The following is a 24,842-nucleotide window of genomic DNA, read 5'->3' as shown; positions in this document are numbered from 1 at the left end:
GGTGACGACACCATGAGTCCTTCGCGTCCGTTCATTGAAAGGCCCGTGGCCACCGCGCTGCTGATGGTGGCGATCGTGCTCGCCGGGCTGGTGGGTTTTCGCTTCCTGCCGCTGTCGGCGCTGCCCGAGGTCGATTACCCCACCATCCAGGTGCAGACCCTGTACCCGGGCGCCAGCCCCGAGGTCATGAGCCGCACGGTGAGTGCGCCGCTCGAGCGCCAGTTTGGCCAGATGCCGGGGCTGGAACGCATGGCATCGACCAGTGCGTCGGGGGTGTCCATCATCACGCTGCAGTTTGGTCTGGGTCTGGCACTGGATGTGGCCGAGCAAGAGGTGCAGGCAGCCATCAACGCGGGCAACTCGCTGTTGCCGGCCGACCTGCCCGCACCGCCGGTGTACGCCAAGGTCAACCCGGCCGATGCACCGGTGCTGACGCTGGCCGTCAGCTCCGACACATTGCCTCTTACGGAGGTGCAGAACCTGGTGAACACACGCCTGGCGCAGAAGATCAGCCAAGTGTCAGGCGTGGGGCTGGTGTCGCTGGCGGGCGGGCAACGGCCTGCGGTGCGCATCCAGGCCGACACCAAGGCGCTGGCGTCATATGGCATTGGCCTGGATACCTTGCGCACGGCCATCACGTCGGCCAATGCCAACAGTGCCAAGGGCAGTTTTGACGGGCCCCAGCGCTCTTACACCATCAATGCCAACGACCAGCTGCTGACCGCAGACGACTACAAGAACCTCATCGTGTCGTGGCGCAACGGTGCGCCGGTGCGCATGCTGGAGGTGGCGCGGGTTGTGAACAGCGCCGAGAACAACCGCCTGGGCGCCTGGGCCAACGAAACGCCCGCCATCATCCTCAATGTGCAGCGCCAACCAGGCGCCAACGTGATTGCGACGGTGGACAACATCAAGAAGTTGCTGCCGGAGCTGCAGGCGGGGCTGCCGGCCTCGCTCAAGGTGCAGGTGTTGTCGGATCGCACCAAGGGCATCCGGGCGTCGGTGGAGCATGTCGAGATGGAGCTGGCACTGGCCGTGCTCATGGTGGTGCTGGTGATCTTTTTCTTTCTGCACAGCCTGCGTGCCACTGTCATCGCCAGCCTGGCCGTTCCCATTTCGCTCATCGGTACCTGCGGGGTGATGTATTTACTGGGCTACAGCCTCAACAACCTGAGCTTGATGGCGCTGACCATTGCCACGGGCTTCGTGGTGGACGACGCCATCGTGATGATCGAGAACATCGCGCGCTACCTGGAGAAGGGCGAGCCGCCGTTCCAGGCGGCACTCAAAGGCGCCACACAAATTGGCTTCACCATCATTTCGCTCACGGTGTCGCTGATTGCGGTGCTGATTCCGTTGCTGTTCATGAGCGATGTGGTGGGGCGGTTGTTCCGCGAGTTCGCTGTCACGCTGGCCATCACCATCCTGATCTCTGGCCTGGTGTCACTGACGCTCGTGCCCATGATGGCCGCACGCTGGCTGCGCCATGAACCTGCAGGCGGTCCACAAGGGGTGGCAGGTAGCATCAACCGGGGTTTCGAGCGCGTGATCGCCGGATATGACCGCTGGTTGCAATGGGTGCTGCGCCACCAGGGGGTGACACTGTTGGTGGCCGTGCTGACGCTGGCATTGACCGTATTGCTTTACGTGGTGATTCCGAAGGGGTTGTTTCCGACCCAGGACACGGGGCAACTGCAGGCGCGCATCGAGGCCTCGCAAGAGGTCTCCTATGCCCGCATGAGCGAACTGCAACAAGCGGCCGTGCGCGCCATCCTGCAAGACCCGGATGTCGAGTCGCTCAGTTCTTTCGTCGGGGTGGATGCCGCCAACAACACCATGCTCAATGCCGGACGCATGCTGATCAACCTCAAGTCGGAACGTGATGCGCAGGAGACCATCATCCAGCGACTGCGGGAGCGCGTGCAGTCGGTGGCGGGCGTCACGCTCTACCTGCAGCCCACGCAGGACTTGACCATCGATGCGGAGACGGGGCCCACCGAATATCGGGTGTCCATCGGCGGCGTGGATGCCGAGCAGGTCAACGGCTGGACCCAGAAACTGGTGAACCGCCTCCAGAGCGAGCCCAGGGTGCGCAATGCGACCACCGATGCCGGGGCACAGGGCCTCTCGGCCTATGTGGACATTGACCGCAACACGGCGTCGCGCCTGTCAATCACGGCCAGTTCGGTGGACGACACGCTTTACAGCGCCTTTGGCCAGCGCATCGTGTCCACCATCTTCACCGAGACCAACCAGTACCGGGTGATTCTGGAGGCGCAGCAAGACCAGCTCAATACGCCCGAGGCCCTGGGCACGTTGCAGTTACGCACGGGGTCAGGTTCACCCACGCCGCTGGCTGCGGTAGCCACCATTCGTGAACAGCTGGCACCGTTGCAGGTGACGCGTGTGGCCCAGTACCCGGCTGCGACGCTCGGGTTTGACAAGGCCGAGGGCGTGTCCCTGGGCAGTGCCGTGGATGCCATTCGCGCCGCAGCCCAAGAGATCGGTATGCCGCAGGGCCTGTCGATGGAGTTCCTGGGGGCCGCCGGGGCGTATGAAAAATCGCTCTCCAGCCAGCTGTGGCTCATCCTGGCCGCCATGGTTTGCGTGTACATCGTGCTGGGCGTGCTGTATGAGAGCTACATCCACCCAGTGACCATCCTTTCCACCCTGCCATCTGCCGGCGTGGGCGCCTTGTTGGCGCTGATGGTGTCGGGCAACGACCTGGGGGTGATCGGCATCATCGGCATCATTTTGCTGATTGGCATTGTCAAGAAAAACGCCATCATGATGATCGACTTCGCCATCGACGCGGAGCGCAATCACGGCATGCCGCCGCAGCAGGCGATCCACCAGGCCGCGTTGCTGCGTTTCCGGCCCATTCTCATGACCACGCTCGCCGCCTTGTTTGCAGCGCTGCCGTTGATGCTCGGATGGGGCGATGGTGCCGAGCTGCGCCGACCGCTGGGCCTGGCCATCTTTGGCGGGCTGATCTTGAGCCAGATGCTCACGCTGTTCACCACGCCGGTGATTTACCTGGCGTTTGACCGCCTGGGTCGCCGCTGGACAGGGCGGGGCACGGCTGCTGCCCCGGTGCAGCCAGGAGCGGCGCCATGAATCTGTCGCGCCCTTTTGTGGAGCGCCCGGTTGCCACCGTGCTGTTGACCATCGGTGTGGCTTTGGCTGGCATTGCCGCGTTTTTCGTTTTGCCGGTGTCGCCGTTGCCGCAGGTGGATTACCCGGCCATTTCGGTGTCTGCCAGTTTGCCAGGCGCCAGCCCGGAGACCATGGCCACCAGCGTGGCGACACCGCTGGAGCGACGTTTGGGCGTGATCGCCGGGGTCAACGAAATGACCTCGACCAGCTCTAATGGATCGGCCCGGGTGAGCCTGCAATTTGATCTCACCCGCAACATCGATGCGGCGGCCCGCGAGGTGCAGGCTGCCATCAATGCGGCCCGGGCCGATCTGCCAGCCACGCTGCGCAGCAACCCCACCTACCGCAAGCGCAATTCGGCGGCATCCCCCGTCATCATCCTGGCGCTGACCTCCAAGACGCGCACACCGGGCGAAATCTACGACGCCGTCTCCAATGTGGTGAGCCAGCGCCTGTCGCAGGTCGATGGCGTGGGCGAGGTGGAAATCGGTGGCGGTTCTCTGCCCGCGGTGCGCGTGGAGCTGTTGCCGTTTGCGCTGAGCCGTTATGGCATCAGCACGGAAGATGTGCGCGCTGCCATCCAGGCATCGAACGCCAACCGTCCCAAGGGTGCCATCGAAGGGGACGGGCGGCGCCTTCAGATCTATACGCCGTCGCCGGCACGCAAGGCCGCGGAGTATGAATCTCTGGTGGTGGCCTGGCGCAACAACGCTCCGGTGCGCCTGGGCGACGTGGCACGCCTGGAGGATGGGGTTGAAAACCGCCGCACGGTAGGCCTTTTCAATGGCGACCCCGCCATCATCGTGCTGGTGACGCGCCAGCCGGGTGCCAACATCATTGAAACCGTGGATGCGGTGCGTGCCTTGCTGCCCGACCTGCAGGCACAACTGCCGCAAGACATCCAGGTGGCTGTGGCCTCAGACAGCACCAATTCCATCCGCTCGTCGCTGCATGAGATCGAGCTGACGCTGATGGTCTCGATTGCCCTGGTGGTGCTGGTGGTGGGCCTCTTTTTGCGCAAGGCGCGCGCCACGGTGATACCTGCGGTGGCCACGGTGGTCTCTTTGCTGGGCACCTTTGGGGTGATGTACTTTCTGGGGTTCAGCCTCAACAACCTGAGCCTGATGGCGCTGACCGTGGCCACGGGGTTTGTGGTGGACGACGCCATCGTGGTGCTGGAGAACACCATGCGGCACATCGAGGCGGGCATGGACCGCATGCAGGCCGCGCTCCAAGGCGCGCGGGAGGTGGGTTTTACCGTGTTGTCCATCAGCCTCTCGCTGGTGGCGGTGTTCATTCCCCTGTTGTTCATGGACGGGCAGGTGGGGCGCTTGTTTCGTGAATTTGCGATCACGCTGTCGGCGGCCGTGATGATTTCACTGGTGATTTCGCTCACCACCACGCCCATGATGTGTGCCTGGCTGCTGCAGGCGCATGACCCCGCCAATGGCAAGCCGCCGTCGCGCCTGGCGCGGTGGTCTGAACGCGGTTATCAGTGGGTGCTGCGTGGCTATGAAAGCAGCCTGGACTGGGCCTTGGCCAGCAAGGCGCTGGTGGTGCTGATCCTGCTGGCGGTGATCGGGCTGAACGTGTACCTGTTCGCCAAGATTCCCAAAGGCTACTTTCCCGAGCAAGACAACGGGCAACTCAATGCCGGACTGCGTGCCGACCAGAGCATTTCTTCCGATGCGCTGGCACGCAAGCTGCGCCAGGCGGTGGACATCATCCGCAAGGACCCTGCGGTGGACACTGTGGTCGGGTTCTCCGGCGGCAGCCGCGCAGGCGGCGGATTCATGTTCGTGAATCTCAAGCCGCTGAAGCAGCGCACCGACACCACACCTGCGGTGATTGCAAGGCTGCGGCCCCAGCTCAACCAGATCACCGGCCTGCGTGTGTTCCTGAACCCGGTGCAGGACCTGCGCATGGGTGGGCGGTCCAGCAACTCGACCTACCAGTACACGCTCAAGAGCGACAACCTGGCGGACCTCAAGCAGTGGGCCACCAAGCTGGCAGATCGACTCAAAGAGGAGCCCCTGCTGCAGGACGTCGATACGGACCAGGCCGAGAACGGGGTGGAAACCTACGTAGAGGTCGACCGCCCCAGTGCGTCGCGGCTGGGGGTGAGTTCATCGGCGATCGACAACGCCTTGTACAACGCGTTCGGGCAACGTTCGGTGGCCACGATCTATGGCGAACTCAACCAGTACGCCGTCATCATGGAGTGGGCGCCCGAGTACACGCGCGGGCCCCCGGCGCTCAAGGACATCTATGTGGCGGCCAACCCCACCGGTGCCACGGGAACGGTGGCGAACCCGGGTCAGCGCGGGGCGTCCACCGGTCAGGTGATCAGCACAGCGCCCTCGACCATGGTGCCCCTGAGCGCAATGGCAAGGGTGGTGGAGCAGGCGTCACCCACGTCGATCAGCCACCAGGACGGTGAACTGGCCACCACCATCTCCTTCAATATCGACCCTGGCATGTCGTTGGGCCAGGCGCGTGATGTCATCGCGCAGGCCGAAGCCGACATCGCCATGCCCACCAATGTGCGCGGCAGTTTCCAGGGCACCGCGTTGAGTGCCCAGCAGTCGCAGGGGCAGCAGACGTTCTTGATCATCACGGCCATCGTGGTCATCTACATCGTGCTGGGCATCCTGTATGAGAGCCTGATCCACCCGATCACGGTGCTCACTACGCTGCCCTCGGCCGGCGTGGGCGCCGTGCTGGCGCTGCTGCTGTTCAACATGCAGTTCACGATCATTGCGCTGATTGGTGTGTTTCTGCTCATTGGTATCGTGAAGAAGAACGCCATCATGATCATCGACTTTGCCCTGGAGGCAGAGCGTGCGCGCGGGCTCACGGCACTGGAGGCCGTGCGCGAGGCTTGCCTGATGCGATTTCGCCCCATTCTCATGACCACCATGGCCGCTGCGCTCGGGGCATTGCCGCTGGCCATCGGCTTTGGCCAGGGGTCTGAGCTGCGCCAGCCGTTGGGCGTGGCCATCATTGGCGGCCTGGTGGCCAGCCAGCTGCTGACCCTGCTCACGACGCCGGTGGTGTATGTGCTGCTCGACAAACTGCGTACCCCCGCCCCCAATGAACAACACCTGAGCCGTGCCGGGCCTCCCGGCACCGCTGCCTGATCTGCGCACCATGACATCACCTTCTCACTTGCTTACCCCAGGCGCGCGTGCGGCGCGATGGGTATCCCTGGGCCTGGCGATGGCCCTGTTGACGGCCTGCTCCGTCACACCGCCGTACCAGCGCCCTGACATGGCCGTGCCCACCAGCTTCAAGGAGGCAGGGGCTACCTGGGCGCCCGCAGCGCCGGGCGATGTGCTGGAGCGAGGCCCCTGGTGGGAGCTGTTCGGCGATGCCGAGCTGAACCGGCTGGCAGCGCAGGTGCAGCTGTCCAACCAGAACATTGCGGCGGCGGTGGCGGCGTATGCCCAGGCACAGGCTGTGGTGCGCCAGCAGCGCGCGGGGTTCTTTCCGTCGGTCAACCTGTCGGGCAGCGCGACAAGATCAGGGGGCGAGGGCTCCAGCCGGTCTGGCACCACGACGCAGGCGGCACTTGGCGTGGACTGGGCGCCCGACCTGTGGGGGCGACTGCAAAACGGCGTGAGCAATGCCCAGGCCAGCGCACAAGCGAGCGAGGCCGATCTGGCGTCAGCCCGCCTCTCGGCCCTCGGCACCCTGGCCTCTGCCTACTTTCAATTGCGCGAGGCCGATGCCGAGATGGACTTGTTGCGGGCCACGGTGGCGGGCTATGAACGCAGCTTGCAGATCGTGCAAAACCGCTACGCTGCCGGCGTGGTGGCCCAGACCGATGTGTTGCAGGCGCAAACCCAGTTGGTCAACGCCCGTGCAGATCTGGCCACGGTGCGCCAGAACCGCGCACGCTTCGAGCATGCCGTGGCCGTGTTGACCGGGCAGGTGCCTGCAGCCTTTGATCTCCCCTCGGCACATTGGGTGGCCCAGGTGCCCGATGTGCCTTTGGGTGTGCCTTCTACGCTGCTGCAGCGCAGGCCCGACATTGCAGCGGCAGAGCGTGCGGTGGCTGCGGCCAACGCGCAGATCGGCATTCAACGCGCAGCCTATTTCCCCAGCATCAGCCTTGGAGCGTCGCTGGGCAGTGGCGGCTCCAGCGTGGCCGACCTTTTCAGGGCCTCGGGCACGGTGTGGTCGTTGGGATTGTCGGTAGCGCAAACGCTGTTCGATGCGGGCGCTACGGCAGCCCGGGTGGATGAGGCCCAGGCAGCGCGCGACGCCCGTGTGGCGGCCTACCGGCAAACGGTGCTGACCGCCTTTCAGGGGGTGGAAGATCAGCTCACCACGTTGCGCACCTTGCAGGAACAGGAACCACTTCGCCGGGAGGCGGTAGCGGCAGCCGAGCGCACCGTGCAACAGTTGCTCAACCGCTACCGCAGCGGCCAGGTGAGCTACACCGAGGTGGTGGCCGCCCAAGCCTCTGCGCTGTCGGCCCAGCGGGCCTTGCTGCAGCTGCAGGTCAACCGACAGCTTGCGGCCGTCACGCTGATCCAGGCGCTGGGTGGTGGGTGGCAGGTTCCGTGGCAGGCTGGCCCTGGCGGATAATCCACACCGGCCTGGGCATATACTCCTGTTTTGATAGCTGTTGGCGCTTTTTTTGTAAGCGCTAGAGGCCGTTTTTAATCATATTCTTGAAGGAGCCCGCGTGGACGTTGTATTGCTGGTCAAGGCCGCCATCATGGGTGTCGTCGAGGGTCTGACCGAGTTTCTGCCCATTTCTTCCACCGGCCACCTGATCCTGGCGGGTTCGTTGCTGGGTTTTGATGATGCCAAAGCCAAGGTGTTCGATATCGCGATCCAGACGGGTGCGATTTTCGCGGTCATCCTGGTGTATTGGCAAAAGATACGTTCCACGCTGGTGTCCCTGCCCACCGAGCGGCAGGCGCAGCGGTTTGCCCTCAACGTGTTCATCGGTTTTCTGCCGGCGGTGGTTCTGGGGCTGTTGTTTGGCAAGGTCATCAAGGCCCACCTGTTCACGCCAGTGGTGGTGGCCAGCACGTTCATCATCGGGGGCTTCATCATTTTGTGGGCCGAGCGCCGCCCGCCGTCTGCTACACGGGTTTACAGCGTTGATGAGATGACACCGCTGGATGCCCTCAAGGTGGGGTTCGTGCAATGTCTGGCCATGGTGCCCGGCACCAGCCGCAGTGGCTCCACCATCATTGGCGGCATGCTGCTGGGGTTGTCGCGGCAGGCAGCCACGGATTTTTCGTTCTTTCTGGCCATCCCCACGCTGATCGGGGCGGGTGTATACAGCCTGTACAAGGAGCGAGCGCTGCTGTCCGTGGCGGACGTTCCCCTGTTCATCACCGGGCTGGTTTTTTCTTTCCTCAGTGCCTGGTTGTGCGTGCGCTGGCTTTTGCGTTACATCAGCACCCACAATTTTGTACCGTTTGCGTACTACCGCATCGTTTTCGGGATCATCGTTTTGGTGACCGCATGGACTGGATGGGTGCAGTGGGCGGATTGATAATCCATCCATGTGTTGCACCACCGGTTCTATTTTCTTGCGTGCGGGCGTTTTGGCGCTTGTGTCTGTCTGCGCTCTCCCGGCGGCCTGGGCCGAGGAGTCGGAGTTGCCAGACAAATCCGCCGCGCCTTCGTTCAACTATGCACTGGGTGCCATCGTCGGAAGCAGCCCGGACTATGCCGGTGGCAATGGCCGCAAGAACAGTCTGCGGCCCGCTTGGGCTGTTGAATATGGACGCTTTCGACTCAGCACCTCGCGGGGAAGTGCATTCATGGGGCATGGTCTGGGGCCTCGGGAGTCGGGCGCCAGTGCCACGCTGGCGCAAAGTGACCGTTTCAGCCTGAGCGCCGCGTTGCGCATTGACAAGGGCCGTGATGGGTCCGATGCACCCATCCTGGTGGGGTTGCCGTCGGTACGCTCGACCTTGCGTGCGCGGCTGAGTGCGGGTTACGCCGTCACGGACCGATGGTCCGTGGGGGCTGGCGTGTCGCAGGACATCCTGGGGCGCGATGGTGGCGCACAGCTTTCCACCAGCGTGGGATACACCTGGCCCGTGACCGCAGACACCAAGATAACGGTGGGTGCGGGGGCCGGTTTTGGTGACCACACTTATGTGCGTGGCCATTTTGGTGTTCCTGCGGGCGGTGCAAGTCCCTTGCCGGCGTTTGATCCGCGCGCGGGCCTGTACAGCGTAGACGGTGGCGTGGAGGTCATGTCGGCCATCAATCGCCACTGGGTGGTTCTTGGCGCTGTCCGGGTGTCGCAGTTGAAAGGGGATGCCCGCCGCAGTCCTCTGACGGTCGAGCCCATGGGCTATTCGGTGTCCGTAGGACTCGCCTACCGCTGTTGCCGCTGAGAGGCTGGTTGTTGCCCGGCAAAGCGGGTCTGGCGGTCGAAAGTGATAAGCTGGCGCCAACATGTTGTTGCAAACGGCCGGGCCGCATGGCAGCACTTGGAGCGCAATCCCAGAGTCATTTGGATTGCCTTCCTGTTGATGACTATTCCTTGATGGGGCTTTTGCCGCATGATGCAAGACGAGCCAGAGTTGTCACAATCTTCCCGCACCACCTCCTTGAAAGAGACGTGGTCCAAGGCGGAGTTGCTTGATCTGATCTCTCGCAGCGCGGGTGCGACCATGGCAGTCATCGACCGCAGTCTCCGCATGATTTACGTCAACGACGAGTATTCCCGGTGGTTCGGCACGGTGCCGCAGCAGCTGGTGGGCAAGACGCTGGTGGACGTGTATGGCGAACAAGACTGCGCCCGGTTCATGCCCTTTGTGGAGCGTGTCTTGCGGGGCGAAAGGGTTCAGTACCAGCGCATGTTGCGCACCCCCTATGGCTTTGACGAGTGGCGCACGATTTGCCTGACGCCCTGGCGCAACCCCGAGGGTGCCATCGACGGTTTCATCACCACAGCGCTGGATGTACATGAGCTGCAGGTGACCATGAACGCGCTGCGGGCAGCCAATCAAAGGCTTTCCTCGCACATGGAAAACAGCCCGCTGGCGTTGTTGGAAATGGACCACAAGCTGCAGTTGCTCCATTGCTCGCAACGGGCGGTGCAGCTCATGGGTTGGTTGCATGTGGCCGGGCTGGAGGGGCGGCGGCTGGACGACCTTCTGAACCCAGCCGCCATGGATGACAGCCTGCAGAAAGCGCTGCAACGCCTCCAGTTGGGCGAGGAGTCGCAGAACCGCGCAGAAACCTGCTTTGTACGCAGCGATGGGGTGGAGGTGCATTGTGAGTGGTTCAACTCAGCACTGACCGACGAGGAGGGTCAGGTCACTTCCATCATGGCGCTGGTGCAGGATGTTTCGGCCAAGATCCAGATTGCGCGCCAGCACCACTACCTGGCCAATCACGATTCGCTGACGGGTCTTCTCAATCGTGCGGCATTTCAGGGGCGTCTTGAAGAATCCTTGGTGCAGGCGCGGCACAACCAAGGTTCTGTCGCGCTCCTGTTTCTTGACCTGGATGGATTCAAGCGCGTGAACGACGCAGAAGGTCATCGGGCTGGGGATGAGGTGCTCCGCATCGTGGCCCAGCGCATTGCGAGCACCGTGCGCGCGGGCGATACCGTGGCGCGCCTGGGCGGGGATGAGTTTCTCGTCATGCTCGACCGGGAGGTGACCCGCGATGTGACCGACACCATTGGTCATCGCATCATCGAGGCGCTGCACTTGCCCATGGTGGTGGATGGGCGGGATCTCTGTATCGGCGCCAGCATTGGCGTTGCCGTGTATCCCCCACTCGAAGGAGACATTGATGCCCTCATGAGCCGTGCAGATCAGGCCATGTATTCAGCCAAGCGGGCGGGCAAGGGGCGGTTGCACTATGCGCAGGCCGTCTCTGTGTGATGCACGCCGGGACGGGCGGGGATATCAGGCCCTGTTTTCAGGTGGCGGGTAGTCCAATGCTCTGCGCAAAGTGGAAGAAGTTGCTGGGGTCGTAAGCGGCCTTGATTTGCTGCAGTTTGGGGTACGCGGGCCCCCAGTAAGCAAAGGCAAAGTCTGAAAGCCGCGCATCCGGGTAGTTCTGGTACACATGCCCGTTCAAAAATGGTTTCACCAGCTGCATGAACCCGTCGAGCCAGGCTTCCATCTGGGCGCGCTCCGTGGGATCGCGCCAGAACACATCCACCACGAGGTCTGCATCCACGTTGCGGTGGACGAAGGCGCTGGCTGCCACCGGGTAGCGGTTGATGGCGCCTCCATAGGGTTCCAGATAGGCCAGGGACCATGGATTGGGCGAGGTCTTGAAGTAGTCGATGATGCGCTGCCAGTCGGCGGGTGCCAGGGGGGTGTTGATGTAGCCGCTGGCCTTGGTTTCGGCCACGCCATCCGGCAGGTTGTCTGGCAGCGTGTATGGGTGATCTTCCAGCCAGATGTTCATGTCGGGGTAGGTGCCAGTCTTGTCCACCAGCAACTGCGCACAGGGAACGGCCAGCAGTGGGGCTATGGCCGCCAGTCCCGCCTCGCGGGTTCCGCAGAACATGCCCTGCACCATGTACACCGGCACCCCGTTCTGGAAGCCCAGATTCATCATGTAGCCCAGCGCATCGGGAGCGCCGATCTTCATGAAGCGGGACTGCATCAGTGTGAGAACCTCGGCCGCGTGAGCCGGCTCCCAGCGGATGGCCCAGGCCCATACCTGGTCGAGCCTCTGCATGCGGTAGGTCACTTGCAGCACTACGCCAAAGTTGCCTCCGGTGCCGCCGCGCAGGGCCCAGTACAGGTCGGGATGCTCTTGTGCATTGGCCAAGACGATGGTGCCATCTGCCAGCGCCACCCGGAGCGATTGGACGAGGTCGCTCTGGATGCCAAAGGCGCGCGAGGTGTAGCCATAGCCACCTCCCTGCACAAACCCACCCACGCACACGCTGCCGCAGGCACCCGTGGGTACATGCCAGCCTGTGTGATTCATGGCACCGTTGAAATGGTCGAAATCAGTGCCCGGCAGCACATGCACGCACTCTTGGGCCGGGTCCAGTATCACGCCTTGCAGGTCACTCAGGTCTACCACCATGCCGCTGTTGACCGAGTAGCCCGCCGTGCTGTGGCCCCCGCAGCGCACAGCCACCCAGACACCGTGGTTGCGTGCCACCGCCATACATTCCAGCACGTCGTTTTCACAGGCGCAAAAGACGATGATTTCGGGGTAGGACTGGAACGCCGGGTTGGACTCCTGCCGCGCTGTGTTGTAGTCCGGGCTGGACGGCAGCACGATGCGGCCCACCAGGCGGGCTTCCAGCGTGGCCACGGCGTCCCAGGTAAGCGCGGGTCCGGCTGCGGGCGCTGCGTTCGCGGCGGTCTGTTGGGTTGCCCGCGATAGAAAGTGCGCGATGCGTGCGTCTTTGGCGATGCGGGCGGGACTTTTGCGATGGGCCATGGCGAGCGATCCTCCAGAAAAAAGCGAAGATCCGGGTGTAGCGGAGGCGCAGCCTTTTGACCAGTGAGAAATGGCAGGCGTCGCCTTTTTTGGCCCGATGCCCGGACCCGGACCCGCCTGCAAACGCGGGGAATACCTAGGCCGACGACAGCGCCAGGTCCCCCGTATTGCGTCGCAGGCAGAATTTCCCCCCCTGCTTGCCGCTGTACATGGCGGCATCGGCCAGTTTGAGCAGGCCAATGGCGTCGTTGCTATCGTGGGGGGCGATGGCATAACCAATGGTCAGCCCCACTTCCACCTGCACGTTGTTCAGCGAGAACGGGGAGCGGAAGGCGTCCAGCAGTTTTTGACCCAGTTCATCCGCCTGTTGCAGGCTGTGCAGTTGCCCTGCCATCACGACGAATTCGTCGCCCCCCAGGCGCGCGACCAGATCACTCTGGCGCACATGGCCCTGCAGGCGCCGGGTCACGGCGATCAGCAATTCGTCGCCAACGTCGTGGCCGTGCTGGTCATTGACGGGCTTGAACCCGTCCAGGTCCATCACATACACCGCCAGCATTTTTTCGGCGCTGCAGCGTGAAAGGGCGGACGCCAGCGAGATATTGAGCCCACGCCGGTTGGGCAGACCTGTGAGCGGGTCTGTATGTGCCAGCGAGCGCATCACGTCGCGCTCACGGTTGGCGTCCAGCGCCTCCAGGCGCAGCGCCTTGGTGCGCAGGCCCAGCACCCGCATGAACAGCAGCATGTCCAGCGTGGCGCCAAACTGGAACGAGTGCAGCGTCCAGAAGTTCACCGGCACCCAGCCTCTGATCACGCCGATGACCGTGGCGGTGGACATGAAGTACAGCACCCAGGCGAGCAGCAGGGTGGAACCCACCGGGTCGGCCCGGCGCGCGCGGCCCACTGCGCCGGGGATGCCCATGAGCGCGGGCACCAGGCCCAGGATGCTGACAACACCCGTCACGGCGCGGGTGCTGAGCAGGTCCAGCGCGTAGAGCACTGCGAGAACGACACACAGCACCGCGCTCCCCCGCATGCTGCGCAGCAGCCAGCTCCGGGGCTGGTCGCCTGCCAGGGCCTGGCTGATGAAGAGGAAGGAACCGCAGGTGGCCGTGAGTGCAGCCAGGCTGGCGGCATGCAGCTCCACCCAGGGCATGTCGCGCCACAGGTACTGCGTTCCCAGGCCAAACAGGTGCAGCGAAAACAGCAGGCTGCCCGCGATGAGCAGTGCGTACTGTATGAACAGCATGTCGCGCAGGTTGATCCATTGCGCCAGGCTGTAGATCAGCAGACACAGCGCCAGTCCGGTGAGGATGCCCTGCAGCATCTGCTCGTTCAGCGCCTTGCTGTGCCAGGTGGTGGGCTTGTTCAGGGTGATGGGCAGCACCATCGCGCCCCGGGTTTCCACGCGCAGCAGCAGGTTGTAAGTGTGCCCGGGCAACATGGTCAGCGGCAGGGCATGGGTGCGGCTGAGCAAGGGGCGCTGGGTGTAGGGCTGAAGGCTGCCCAGTGTGGCCTGCTGGGTGACATGGCCTTCGGTGGTGAGGTACACCTCGATGCGTTGGAGCACGGGGTAGTCGATGTCGAGCACCCAGATGCCAACAGAGGCGGCGGGCACCTGGAGGGGAATATGCAGCCATACCGGCTCGGAACGAACGCCCAGCGTGCCGCTGGTGCCGGGCGGCGCTTCAAAGCGTGCCAGTGAGGACAGGGCGTCATCTACCAGCAGGGTGCCCGACGGATCTGCGAGCATGGACACGGCAGGCCAGGCATCGATGGAGTGCAGGTCGTCGCGCAGCTCCAGAGGCGCAGCCATGGCGCGCGGGGCCAGTGCGACCAGCATCAGCCACACCACCGCCAGCAGACAGCAGGCCCGGCCCCATTGGGCAGCGAGGGTCGGCAGGTGCAAGTGGCCGGAGGGGCGCGCGTGGGTCATGATGAGAGCGCCAGTTCGCCCGCGTTGCGGCGGATGGAGTGTTTGCCCCCCCCTTGCCCGCGTACATGGCCGCATCCGCAAGCCGGATCAGATGCTGTGCATCGTCGCTGTCCAGCGGGGCCAGCGCATAGCCGATGGTCAATCCCACCCGGATGGACAGGTGGCTAAGCATGAAGGGCCTTTCAAAAGCCTGCAACAAAGACCGCCCCAGCTCATCCGCTTGGTGGGGGGTGGCCAGGTCGCGGGCCATGACGATGAACTCATCGCCGCCAAGCCGCGCCACCAGGTCGGTCTGGTGCCGCACATGTGACTGCAATCGCTGCCCCACGGCTACCAGCAGATCGTCGCCCACATCGTGGCCATGTGCGTCGTTGACCGGCTTGAAACCATCCAGATCCATGAGGTACACCGCCACCATCCGCTGCGGCGAACATTGGGCCAAGGCGGCATGCAAGGCATGTTGCAGCCCCCGCCGGTTGCTCAGGCCGGTGAGCGGATCGGTGTGTGCCAGCGAGTGCATCAGGTCGCGTTCTCTTATCGCTTCCAGGGCCTTGGCTTGCACCGCCTTTGCGCGCAGGCCCAGCACGCGAAAGAAGAGCAGCATGTCCACCGTGGCGCCGAACTGGAACGAGTGCAGCGTCCAGAAGTTTGCAGGCACCCAGCCCTGGACCAGGCACACCATGACGGCGGCAGCCACTCCAAAGGCGACCCAGGCCACCAGCAGAGTGGTGCCGATGGCGTCTTTTTGTCGCACCCTTACGATGGCCGCCGGCAAGCTGATCAGGGAGGGCAGGGGCCCCACCAGGCTCATGTAGACGATGGCGATGGGCACGCTCAGCCCGCCGAGCATGACGGCAGCACAGACCACCGCCGTGATCGCTGCGCCCGCTTGCATGGTGCGCGCGTACCGGCTGCTTTGCGTGTTGTCCGCCAGGGTGTGGCCCAGGAAAAGGAACGAGCCGGCCAGCGCTGTCAGACCTGCCGCCAGGCCCGCGTACCGACCCATCCACGGATTGCCAGGCCATAGGAACTGCGCCCCAATGCCAAAAAATTGCAGTGAAAAGCCCGTGCTCCCGAGCACCACCAACGCATAGAAGCCGAACATGGGCTCGCGTTGCGTGACCCACTGGATCAGGCTGTACACCAGCAGGCACAAGGCCAGTCCGTTGAGCAGGCCCTGCAGCATTTGCTCGCCCAGGGCCTGACGCATCTGATGGGGCATTTCGCTGACCGTGATGGGCAGGATCAGCGGCCCTGTGGCCTGCACCCGTATCAGCAGGTCATAGGGCTGCCCGGCCCGCAGGTCAAACGCCATCGCGGGCGTGCGGCTGGAGAGCTGCGTTTGGCCAGGCTGGCTTGTACGAACCTGCTGGATCACCTGGCCGCCGCTGGCCAGGTAGATCTCGGCATGCAGCGAGCTGAAACCAACATCGACCACCCAGGGGGTGCTCAGTGCCTTGGGCGCGATGATGGGAATATGCAGCCACATGGCCGCTTTGTGGACGCCCAGCGAGCCGCCGCGCCGGGTGGGCGCCTCGAATTGGTCCAGACGGCCCAACATGTCCTGCACCGAGAGCTGATAGGTGGGGTCGGCCTTGAGCGTGATGGCTTGCCATGCGTCCACCTGCGGCGAGTCCTGCGTCAGCACCAGGGGCGCAGCCGCTTGCGCGCCCAGAGGCAACGCCATGGGAACGAGCAGACAAAGCAGGGTGGTTGCCACGCTCCAATGCGCGCGCCAAAGCTGGGCCAGCATCAGGGGGAGTGCGCAGAGCAGCGGGTACATCGGAGTGGGGGCAGCGGCGGCTATGCGGGTTGCTGCGCCTCGGTGGCGCGCTCGGCCTGTGCTTTCTGCGCCAGGCCCGGACTCCAGCTGCCGCGAGTGGTCAGCCGGTCTTCGATGCGGTTGAGCCAGGCCGGTGCCTGGGCATCGTCGCTCCAGCCGTGTACCACGCTGTCCACCTGATTGAGCAACTCTGTGGGCAACTGCAGGGGGCGTGTCTGGCTCATCAGCACCCGGCTCATGAAGTGGTAGCCCAGCGCCCGGGTGAGCATGCGCACGATCGAAAAGCGCGGAAGCACCAGGCGCAGCAAGGCGTCGATGGCGCGCGCCAGCAGCAGCACACCCCAGAACAGCAGGGCGGACAGCCAGGGCACAGGCTCGGTCAGCCCCAGGTCTGTCGCGGTCTCGCGGCCGCACAGGTAGCGTGTCATGAGCTGCGGGAAAGGCTTGACGATGTGCCAGGGCAGTGACTTTTCCATGGTGTGCATCAGGGCTTGGCCCAGCCCAGGGCGGGGGTCAGGGGTCACTGGTTCGGCGCGGCCCCGGGTCTGCATCAGCGCCATCAGTGATGCGCCCTGCGCCATGGTGTCCACCATCAGGGTGCGGTCGATACCCAGAATGTGGCCCACCACGTTCCAGGCGTGCAGGTAGGCCTCTTCGTCGCCGGGCGGCAGCCCGATGCCCAGCCGGCGCAGGCTGCGCAAAAACACATAGCCAAAGGTCAGCAGGGTGTAGGCCAGTTCTTCCTGGTTGCAGGGCAGGCCTTCGGCCGCGAGATTCCAGCCCCGTGCGTACAACGTCTGGTACATCACGGACCGGCCACTGTTGGCCGGGGCTGCGCGCGGGGCCACCTGGCCGTCGCCGCCGGATTGCCATTGCGCGATGGCCTGCTCGGGGCCGCCATGCAGGATGAGGTTGCGAATGGTGGCGTGGATCAGTCGGACCTTGAGCACCTGCGCTACCCCTGCGCCCCGTGGGCCCAGGCCGCCGTGCATCATCACCGGGAAGATCATGGCAGCCGTGGACCGTATGCGGTATTCCGTGTTCTGCTCCAGTTGTCCTGCGGTGTGCAGCACGCTGGACAAGTCCGGGATCACGTAGCACTCGGGCAGGCTGGCGCAAAACAGCAGGATGCACGACAGCGCGCCATGGTCCATGAAGAGCTTTTCGGCGCGTTCGATCTTGCGGGCATCGGCCCAGGGCGGCAGCACCTGGGCGGTCTGCACATACCGGTTGAGTGCCTCGGCCATTTCGGCGGTGACATAGCCCTTGTTGGCCTTGTCGCCTTCGCCAGCCTGTACCGGGCCTTCGGCCACCTGCCAGGTGGCCAGGGTGGTGTTGTCGGTCCACTGGCCCAACAGCAGATTCACGGTGTTGATGTGCGCCCATTGCGGGGCATCGACCGCCACGTCGCCAACCGGCCAGGGCCCGAGGATCTGCGCGATGGTGTTGTCCGCCAGGGGGTCGGCGTGGTGCTGCATGGGGGCCAGGTCGGCAACTGGCAGGGAGGTGCGGCGGGGGCTGGTCGTCATGCAGCCACCACACCCGGTGCGCGCCAGCGTTGGAAGCCTGCCAGCGCGCAGAGCAGCGGGATGCCCATGGCAAACGGAGCGATGGAGCGGATTTCCACAGGGCTGCCCAAAATCATCTGAAACACCATGCCCGCAGCATAGATGGTCAGGGGTATCAGCGCGTGCCGCCGCAGGAAGGGGCTGGCGGGTAACAAGGACTGCCGCCGGACCCACAGGCGAAAGCTGAAGATGATCACAAATGCCACGAACACCCACCCAAAAAAGCCTTGCACCGTCTCACCAAACCAGGCGCCGTCGGTCTTGGCCATGATCCAGGCCTTGAGGGTGTATACAAAGTAGGGGTCTGCGCCGAGGTCAAATGCGGTCACGATCATCGCGGCCAGAAATGACAGCATGGCGGCATTGCCAAGACCTGGTGCGCCATCCACCGCAGATTGCCAGACGATCAGGTTGCTGATGACATAGCCCGCATAGGTCAATGCGAACCACATCATGGGGATGACGATGGGTACATCCAGCAGGCGGGGGCCCAGCACGTCGGTATAGGTGTAGTGGCCAAAGAACCATCCATGGCTGGAGCCCATCTGTTCGGCAAACCAGCCCAGGCTGACAGAGATCGCCACAAAACACCGTGCGGCACGGACACCCAGCAGATGCGTGGCGCTGGCCCAGCAGCAAACGAACATCAGCACCGAGGCGATGACGATGGCAATGGTCGTGTCATTGTGGGCGCGTACCGCAGTAGCGACCAAAAAAGCGGCCAACAGCGCGAAGCTGAGCGCAGGCAATCGCGCGGCCGTCAGGGGCTTTGCAGACATGGTGGTGTATCACACTGTAACAATTCTCCCAGTGTAGGGGATTGCCCGGTCTGCCGTGCCCCTTGTTTGCCCTGATCGAGGGCTGTATCTACAGCGCACTTTTGGGTGCGCCGGGGCATTTTTTAGTGTTATAGGAGCCCCGCCGTAGATGCCCCTGGGTTTGGCACACCCCTAGGCGGGCGCGAGCGAAGCGAGATTGAGCAGCGATGCCTCTATGGCTGCCGCAGTGGCCAGGGGCTGTTCCATGGGGAAGAGGTGACTGCCATCCAGCATCATGGTGCGGCCTTCGGTGATGCGCATGGTCATGGCCATGCCCACCTGCTTCATCTCGTCGGAGTCGCGCCCTCCGATGAAGGCCGCCGGGCATTGCAGCGGGTGTGTGCTGAGCAGGCGCCCCAGGTTGTGTGGCAGCGTGTTGTAGATGGCGGTTTCCACCGCGCGGTCAAAACCCAGCACGCGTTTGCCATCATGGTCCACTAGACCGTGGGTGATGTAGTCCTGCAGTACTTCGGGGTGCCAGCGGGCAAAGGCTTTCTTCTTGCGAAAGTGCTCCAGGGCTTCTTCATTGCTGGCCCAGCTGAAGCGGCGTTGGCGGCTGACCTTGCCGGGCGAGATGGAGCCCACCACCTGCGTGCGCTTGGCCACGCCCAGCGCGTTGGCTTTCCAGCCACCAATGAGCGGAGAGTCGATCAGCAGCACCCCGCGCACCAGCGTGGGGTGGCGGGCTGCTGCCATCACACTCAAAAACCCGCCCAGCGAGTGCCCGACCAGAAACACCGGTTGCCCCAGGCGCTCGACCTGCACCGTGGCGAAGTCTGCCAGGTGCTGCACCAGGTGTGGCCAGTTGTTCGACACCGGGTATTGGGGGTCGTGGCCGTAGCTTTCTACCGCACTGACCTGGAAACCACGGGCCTTGAGGTGCCTGAAGAGCAGGCGATAGGTGCTAGCCGGGAAGCTGTTGGCGTGTGAAAAAACAATGGGGAGCATGAAAGGGAACCACCGGCAGAGGGCAAGAGGGAGAAGAAACAGGCCCAGGAGGCCACATGGCGGCCCCCGAGCCCTCAGATGAGCCTGTCGGTGTGATTGGTGATCTTCTTGAGCGGCTTGCTGCGCGCAGGGCTCACCATGATCGGCACCTCGGTGGCGCCGCCACTCCAGGCGGGGTCCTCGATGCTGTCGAACACCTGCCGCAGCTTCTGGCCCCAGCTGTCGTGCAGCATCCGAAAGTACGGGTTGTTCTCGTCGATGCAGATCACCTTGTCGGTGGCAAAACGGTCCACCTCATACACCACCAGATCCAGCGGCAGCCCGACCGAGAGGTTGGACTTGAGCGTGCTGTCCATCGACACCAGCGCGCATTTGGCCGCCTCGTCCAGGGGGGTCTCGGGCGTGAGCACGCGGTCGAGCACCGGCTTGCCGTACTTGGATTCGCCGACCTGGAAGTAGGGCGTCTCCGACGTGGCCTCGATGAAATTACCGGCCGAATACACCTGGAACAGGCGCATGCCTTCGCCCTTGATCTGGCCGCCGAACACCATGGACACATTGAAGTCCACGCCCGAGCGCTTGAGGGCGGCCCCGTCGCGCTCATGCACATGGCGCACGGCAGCGCCCAGCACGCGGGCGGCGTCGAACATGCTCTTGGCGTTCCAGATGGTGATGGCCTCGCCCGACTCGCCATCCTTGATCTGCTCGGTCTGCAAAATCTCGCGCACCGACTGTGAAATCGACAGATTGCCTGCCGACAGCAGCACCATGAAGCGGTCGCCCGCCTTCTCGTAGACCATCATCTTGCGAAACGAGCTGATCTGGTCCAGACCGGCATTGGTGCGGGAATCGGACAGGAAAACCAGCCCGGCATTGAGTTTGATGGCGACGCAATACGTCATGGAGCAATGGAAGTCGTTATAGGAAGGGAACCCGCGAGTTTAGTCGCCTGCGGCGCCAACGCCCCGCCCCCTCGTCTGGCGGCCCCGTGTAGCCTTCGGTGGTCTTCGTCAAAAATGATAGCAATTGCCGCATATGGCACCAGCGCTTGGTGCCCTTGGGGCTCAAAAATGCCCACTAAGTTGCCCATTGCCCTCGCAGCGGTCTGCAGGGGCGGGCATGGGTGTGGGGGCTCTGTTGCCTGCAGCGGGCGGCGTAGACACGCCGGGCCTATCATCCTGTGCACCACTTCCACTGCAGAGGGCATCGCCGTGTTGACCACCTTGATTTCCAACGGAGCCCGCTGCGCATCGGCGCTGGCCCTGGCTGCTGCGCTGGTCGCCTGTGGCGGCGGCAGTGACAACGCTGGCGGCGGTGTCAACCCACCCCCGCCACCTGCGGTGGCTGAACGCGCCGGGCGGCTGGAGTCGGCGGCCCTGCTGGGCACGGTTCCGGTTACCGACATCACTGCAGCGCTGGCCGCCAAAGAGTCGCTGGCGCAGGACGTGGTGCCGCGCTACGCCGTCACCTCGTACCGCCTGGACTACCTCACCACCGACGCCGATGGCCGGGAGGTGCGCGCGTCCGGCATGGTCAGCGTGCCGCAGAAGCCGGTGGGCGCCCAGAGCCCGCTGCTGAGCTACCAGCACGGCACCATCTTCCGCGATGCCGAGGCGCCCAGCAACAATGCGGTGGCATCTGAAGTGGCGGTGGTGCTGGCGTCGCTGGGCTACATCGTCCTGGCGCCCGACTACGTGGGTTTTGGCGGCTCCAAAGGCACGCAGCACCCGTACTTGCTGTCGGCGCCATCTGCCGCCGCCACGCTGGACTTCTTGACCGCCGCCCGCACCTGGCGCGGCCAGGCCAACGTGGCCGACAACGGGCAGCTTTTTCTGACCGGGTACTCCGAGGGCGGCTACGTGACCATGGCCGCGCACCGTGCCATGCAGGAGCGCGGCTCACCCCACCTGCAGCAGCTGCGCATGGTGGTGCCCGGCGCAGGGCCGTATGACGTGCAGACCACCATGGATGGCCTGGTGGACCTGGTGCGGCAAGAGCAGCCCGTGCTCGGCGCACTCATCAACCCCGGCTTTTTGCGCTACCTGGGCGGCAGCGTGCAGCGCGAGGTGCGCCGCCTGCTGCTGCGGGTGCTGATCCCCGGCGATGCCGACGTGACCTACGACACCCGTTTCATCGACCGCTACCTGGCCGATGACAGCCGCTATGTGGCCGATGTGAGCAGCGTCCACGACTGGAAACCCAACGTGCCCGTGCGCCTGTACCACGGCCAGGGTGACCGCACCGTGCCCTATGCCAGCTCGGTCAACACCTTGCGCGCCATGCAGCAACGGGGCGCGGGCGATCTGGTGAGCCTGACCGACTGCCGCGCGCAACCCGTGGCCGGGCACGTGCAATGCGTGCCGCCGTTCATTACCTTCATGCTGGGGCAGCTGGCGCCGGTGGCGCAGGATCTGTGAGGCGGGGCTTGTCAGCGATTTCCGGGTTGGGCTTTGCCGGGTGTGCTTGCTTCAGCCCACCATCTTCTTGAGCTGGTACAGCGCGTCCAGCGCCTCGCGCGGGCTCAGTGCATCGGGGTTGATGCCTGCCAGCGCGGCTTCCAGCGGGCTGGCGCCCGCGCTCTCGGGCACCTCGGGTGCGGCGAACAGATCCACCTGCAAATCATCTTCGCCCGCACGTTCCTCCAGCGCCGCCAGCGTATGCCGCGCGTGGTGCAGCACGGGCGAGGGCATGCCCGCCAGCTTGGCGACCTGGATACCGTAGCTGCGGCTGGCGGGGCCGGGCTGGATCTCGTGCAGAAACACGATGTCCGTGCCTGACTCGGTGGCGCTCACATGCATGTTGATGGCCTGACGGGCCTTGGCGGGCAGCTCGGTCAGCTCGAAATAGTGCGTGGCAAACAGCGTGAAGGCGCGGGTCTTGTCGTGCAGATGGGTGGCAATGCCACTGGCCAGGGCCAGCCCGTCAAAGGTGCTGGTGCCGCGCCCGATCTCGTCCATCAGCACCAGGCTGTGAGGGGTGGCGGCGTGCAATATTTGTGCGGCCTCGGTCATCTCCAGCATGAAGGTCGATTGCGCATTGGCCAGGTCATCGGCAGCGCCGATGCGGGTGTGGATGGCGTCGATAGGCCCCAGGCGGCAGCTGGTGGCCGGCACATGGCTGCCCATGCTGGCCAGCAGCACGATCAGCGCCACTTGGCGCATGTAGGTCGACTTACCGCCCATGTTGGGGCCGGTGATGACCTGCATGCGGGTGTTGGTGTTGAGCCGCGTGTGGTTGGCGATGAAGCTGCCGCTGGAGGTCTCGGCCAGGCGCGCTTCGACCACCGGGTGGCGGCCGCCTTCGATCTCGATGCAGGGCTCGGGCACAAACTGCGGCGCGCACCAGTTCAGCGTGAGCGAGCGCTCGGCCAGCGCGCACAACACATCCAGCGCGGCCAGCGCCTGGGCCAGGCGGGTGAGGGCGGGCACGTGGGGCTGGAGCTGGTCGAGGATCTGCTCGTACAACCATTTCTCGCGGGCCAGGGCGCGCTCGTTGGCCGACAGGGCCTTGTCCTCAAAGGTTTTCAGTTCCGGCGTGATGAAGCGCTCGGCATTCTTCAACGTCTGGCGGCGGCGGTAGTCGTCGGGTACGCGGTCCAGATGGCTGCCGGTCACTTCAATATAGAAGCCGTGCACCTTGTTGAACTGCACGCGCAGGTTGGGGATGCCGGTGCGCGCCTTTTCGCGCGTTTCCAGGTCCAGCAGGAAGGCGTCGCAGTTGGTCTGGATGGCGCGCAGCTCGTCCAGTTCGGTGTCGAAGCCGTTGGCGATCACGCCGCCGTCGCGCACCAGGGCGGCGGGCTCTTCGGCAATCGCTGCTTGCAGCAGGCCGGTGCAGCCCTCGGGCGGCTGCAAATGGCCGAAAATTTGAATCAAATAGGGCTCTGGCGCTTTTCCATTCAGCGCTAGTAGCTCTGCTTTTTGTAGCGTTTTGCCCAGGCCCACCAGTTCGCGCGGGCGCACCTGGCGCAGGGCAATGCGGGCGGTGATGCGCTCGACATCGCTCACGCCCTTGAGTTCGCCGCGCAGCAGGGCCCAGGGGCCCGATCCGCCCCCGGCACCGCCCGCGCCGCGCAATGCCGTGGTGGCTGACAGGCGCTTGCGCGCCTCGGCGCGGTCGCGTTGTGGCTCCAGCAGCCAGGTCTTGAGCAGACGGCTGCCCATGCCGGTCATGCAGGTGTCGAGCAGCGAAAACAGCGTGGGCGCATCGTCGCCGCGCAGGGTCTTGACCAGCTCCAGATTGCGGCGCGTGGTGGAAGGCAGGTCGATGAGGTCGTCGTTGCGCTGCACCTGCACGCTGTGCACATGGGTGAGCGTGCGGCCTTGCGTGTGCTCGGCATAGGTCAGCAGCCCGGAGGCGGCGGCATGGGCCTCGCCCAGGTCTTGCGCGCCCCAGGCCTGCAGGCTGGCGGCGCCCAGGTTTTCGAGCAGCTTGCGCTCGCCCAAGGCGCTGTCAAATTGCCAGTCGGGCCGCAGGCTCATGGGGCAGGTGAAGGCGCCGCTTTGGCGCAGCACCTGCAGTTGCTGCTCAAAGCGTTCGGTCACCCCTGCGCTGTAGATCAGCTCGCTGGGCGCTACGCGGGCCAGCCAAGCGCCGAGTTCGTCGTGCGCACATTCGGCCAGGAACACGCGGCCCTGCGTCACGCTCAGCCACGCCAGGCCGCAGCGCGCACGGGGCGCCTGGTGCACGGCCATCAGCATCGATTCCGTTTTGTCGGACAGCAGCTCGGTGTCGGTCAGTGTGCCGGGCGTGACCACGCGCACCACCTTGCGCTCCACCGGGCCTTTGCTAGCGCCCACTTCGCCCACCTGCTCGGCAATGGCGACCGACTCGCCCATCTTGATCAGGCGGGCCAGGTAGTTCTCCAGCGCATGAAACGGCACACCGGCCATCAACACCGGCTGCCCGCCCGATTGGCCGCGCTGCGTGAGCGTGATGTCGAGCAAGCGCGAGGCTTTTTCGGCGTCTTCCCAGAAGACCTCGTAAAAGTCACCCATGCGATAGAACAGCAGCGTGTCGGGGTGCCCGGCCTTGAGGGCCAGGTACTGCTGCATCATGGGGGTGTGGTGCTCAAGCGTGTCGGACATGAGGGGGCTGGGAAATGAGGCGTGGACTGTAGCAGTTCGCCCATCGGGTTTCCCCTCAATGAATTGCCGCAGGGTTTTGTGTCTTTGTTACGTTTTGACATACTCTTGGCTGTATGCTGCCAGTGTGGTGATGTCCAT

The 24,842-nt window shown here is 64.3% G+C and carries 15 protein-coding genes; 7 read left to right on the top strand and 8 right to left on the bottom strand.

Features of this window, described 5'->3' with window-relative positions:
- Positions 1-12 precede the first annotated feature (12 nt).
- The 6 genes from CLU85_RS16690 (at position 13) to CLU85_RS16665 (ending at position 11,033) form a co-directional block, all read left to right on the top strand.
- Entirely contained in the window at positions 13-3,117 is a 3,105-nt protein-coding gene (locus CLU85_RS16690) for an efflux RND transporter permease subunit (RefSeq protein WP_100411241.1), read from the top strand.
- Complete coding sequence (locus tag CLU85_RS16685) at positions 3,114-6,296, top strand: efflux RND transporter permease subunit (protein WP_100411240.1); 3,183 nt, start codon at positions 3,114-3,116, stop codon at positions 6,294-6,296. The genes CLU85_RS16690 and CLU85_RS16685 overlap by 4 nt, the downstream gene beginning before the upstream one ends.
- Positions 6,297-6,306: 10 nt before the next feature.
- Positions 6,307-7,749, top strand: coding sequence for an efflux transporter outer membrane subunit (locus tag CLU85_RS16680; protein WP_100412603.1), 1,443 nt, complete (start codon positions 6,307-6,309; stop codon positions 7,747-7,749).
- A gap of 100 nt (positions 7,750-7,849) precedes the next feature.
- A complete protein-coding gene (locus tag CLU85_RS16675) occupies positions 7,850-8,674 on the top strand; it encodes an undecaprenyl-diphosphate phosphatase (protein WP_100411239.1) in 825 nt (274 codons plus the stop codon).
- A gap of 10 nt (positions 8,675-8,684) precedes the next feature.
- Entirely contained in the window at positions 8,685-9,530 is an 846-nt protein-coding gene (locus CLU85_RS16670; protein ID WP_100411238.1) for a MipA/OmpV family protein, read from the top strand.
- 168 nt (positions 9,531-9,698) lie between these two features.
- A complete protein-coding gene (locus CLU85_RS16665) occupies positions 9,699-11,033 on the top strand; it encodes a diguanylate cyclase domain-containing protein (protein WP_100411237.1) in 1,335 nt (444 codons plus the stop codon).
- A 37-nt stretch (positions 11,034-11,070) separates the two neighbouring features.
- Here the strand turns inward: CLU85_RS16665 and CLU85_RS16660 are convergent, their stop codons facing one another.
- From CLU85_RS16660 to CLU85_RS16630, 7 genes are all read right to left on the bottom strand, one after another.
- Positions 11,071-12,564 carry an FAD-binding oxidoreductase gene (locus tag CLU85_RS16660; RefSeq protein WP_100411236.1) on the bottom strand — a complete coding sequence of 498 codons (1,494 nt, stop codon included), beginning with the start codon at positions 12,562-12,564 and terminating at the stop codon, positions 11,071-11,073.
- A 136-nt stretch (positions 12,565-12,700) separates the two neighbouring features.
- The gene (locus CLU85_RS16655; protein WP_232727852.1) at positions 12,701-14,380 is read right to left on the bottom strand and encodes a diguanylate cyclase; all 1,680 of its coding nucleotides are present in this window, start codon (positions 14,378-14,380) and stop codon (positions 12,701-12,703) included.
- On the bottom strand, positions 14,280-16,187 hold the full coding sequence (locus CLU85_RS16650) for a diguanylate cyclase (RefSeq protein ID WP_232727851.1): 1,908 nt from the start codon (positions 16,185-16,187) through the stop codon (positions 14,280-14,282). Before CLU85_RS16650 ends, CLU85_RS16655 begins: the two co-directional genes overlap by 101 nt.
- Positions 16,188-16,303: 116 nt before the next feature.
- Positions 16,304-17,812, bottom strand: a complete 1,509-nt coding sequence (locus CLU85_RS16645; RefSeq protein ID WP_100411234.1) for an oxygenase MpaB family protein — start codon at positions 17,810-17,812, stop codon at positions 16,304-16,306.
- Positions 17,809-18,630 carry a carotenoid biosynthesis protein gene (locus CLU85_RS16640; protein WP_100411233.1) on the bottom strand — a complete coding sequence of 274 codons (822 nt, stop codon included), beginning with the start codon at positions 18,628-18,630 and terminating at the stop codon, positions 17,809-17,811. The genes CLU85_RS16645 and CLU85_RS16640 overlap by 4 nt, the downstream gene beginning before the upstream one ends.
- 171 nt (positions 18,631-18,801) lie before the next feature.
- A complete protein-coding gene (locus tag CLU85_RS16635; RefSeq protein WP_100411232.1) occupies positions 18,802-19,617 on the bottom strand; it encodes an alpha/beta fold hydrolase in 816 nt (271 codons plus the stop codon).
- Between the two features lie 74 nt (positions 19,618-19,691).
- The gene (locus tag CLU85_RS16630; RefSeq protein WP_100411231.1) at positions 19,692-20,519 is read right to left on the bottom strand and encodes a proteasome-type protease; all 828 of its coding nucleotides are present in this window, start codon (positions 20,517-20,519) and stop codon (positions 19,692-19,694) included.
- A 309-nt stretch (positions 20,520-20,828) separates the two neighbouring features.
- Here CLU85_RS16630 and CLU85_RS16625 point away from each other — a divergent pair, with 309 nt between their 5' ends.
- Positions 20,829-22,034 carry a S9 family peptidase gene (locus tag CLU85_RS16625; protein WP_232727850.1) on the top strand — a complete coding sequence of 402 codons (1,206 nt, stop codon included), beginning with the start codon at positions 20,829-20,831 and terminating at the stop codon, positions 22,032-22,034.
- Between the two features lie 51 nt (positions 22,035-22,085).
- Here the strand turns inward: CLU85_RS16625 and mutS are convergent, their stop codons facing one another.
- Positions 22,086-24,704, bottom strand: a complete 2,619-nt coding sequence (mutS, locus tag CLU85_RS16620) for a DNA mismatch repair protein MutS (protein ID WP_100411230.1) — start codon at positions 24,702-24,704, stop codon at positions 22,086-22,088.
- Positions 24,705-24,842 lie beyond the last annotated feature (138 nt).

The organism is Acidovorax sp. 69, from assembly GCF_002797445.1.
Classification (GTDB): Bacteria; Pseudomonadota; Gammaproteobacteria; order Burkholderiales; family Burkholderiaceae_C; genus Acidovorax.
Note: the sequence above shows the minus strand (reverse complement) of the source record. Positions and strands in the feature narration are given on the sequence as shown.

What these genes read in the sequence shown, in the direction of transcription:
- CLU85_RS16690 (WP_100411241.1), top strand. Translation starts at nt 13, where the DNA reads ATGAGTCCTTCGCGTCCGTTCATTGAAAGGCCCGTGGCCACCGCGCTG.
- CLU85_RS16685 (WP_100411240.1), top strand. Translation starts at nt 3,114, where the DNA reads ATGAATCTGTCGCGCCCTTTTGTGGAGCGCCCGGTTGCCACCGTGCTG.
- CLU85_RS16680 (WP_100412603.1), top strand. Translation starts at nt 6,307, where the DNA reads ATGACATCACCTTCTCACTTGCTTACCCCAGGCGCGCGTGCGGCGCGA.
- CLU85_RS16670 (WP_100411238.1), top strand. Translation starts at nt 8,685, where the DNA reads ATGTGTTGCACCACCGGTTCTATTTTCTTGCGTGCGGGCGTTTTGGCG.
- CLU85_RS16665 (WP_100411237.1), top strand. Translation starts at nt 9,699, where the DNA reads ATGATGCAAGACGAGCCAGAGTTGTCACAATCTTCCCGCACCACCTCC.
- CLU85_RS16660 (WP_100411236.1), bottom strand. Translation starts at nt 12,564, where the DNA reads ATGGCCCATCGCAAAAGTCCCGCCCGCATCGCCAAAGACGCACGCATC.
- CLU85_RS16655 (WP_232727852.1), bottom strand. Translation starts at nt 14,380, where the DNA reads ATGGCTGCGCCTCTGGAGCTGCGCGACGACCTGCACTCCATCGATGCC.
- CLU85_RS16650 (WP_232727851.1), bottom strand. Translation starts at nt 16,187, where the DNA reads ATGGCGTTGCCTCTGGGCGCGCAAGCGGCTGCGCCCCTGGTGCTGACG.
- CLU85_RS16645 (WP_100411234.1), bottom strand. Translation starts at nt 17,812, where the DNA reads ATGACGACCAGCCCCCGCCGCACCTCCCTGCCAGTTGCCGACCTGGCC.
- CLU85_RS16640 (WP_100411233.1), bottom strand. Translation starts at nt 18,630, where the DNA reads ATGTCTGCAAAGCCCCTGACGGCCGCGCGATTGCCTGCGCTCAGCTTC.
- CLU85_RS16635 (WP_100411232.1), bottom strand. Translation starts at nt 19,617, where the DNA reads ATGCTCCCCATTGTTTTTTCACACGCCAACAGCTTCCCGGCTAGCACC.
- CLU85_RS16630 (WP_100411231.1), bottom strand. Translation starts at nt 20,519, where the DNA reads ATGACGTATTGCGTCGCCATCAAACTCAATGCCGGGCTGGTTTTCCTG.
- mutS (WP_100411230.1), bottom strand. Translation starts at nt 24,704, where the DNA reads ATGTCCGACACGCTTGAGCACCACACCCCCATGATGCAGCAGTACCTG.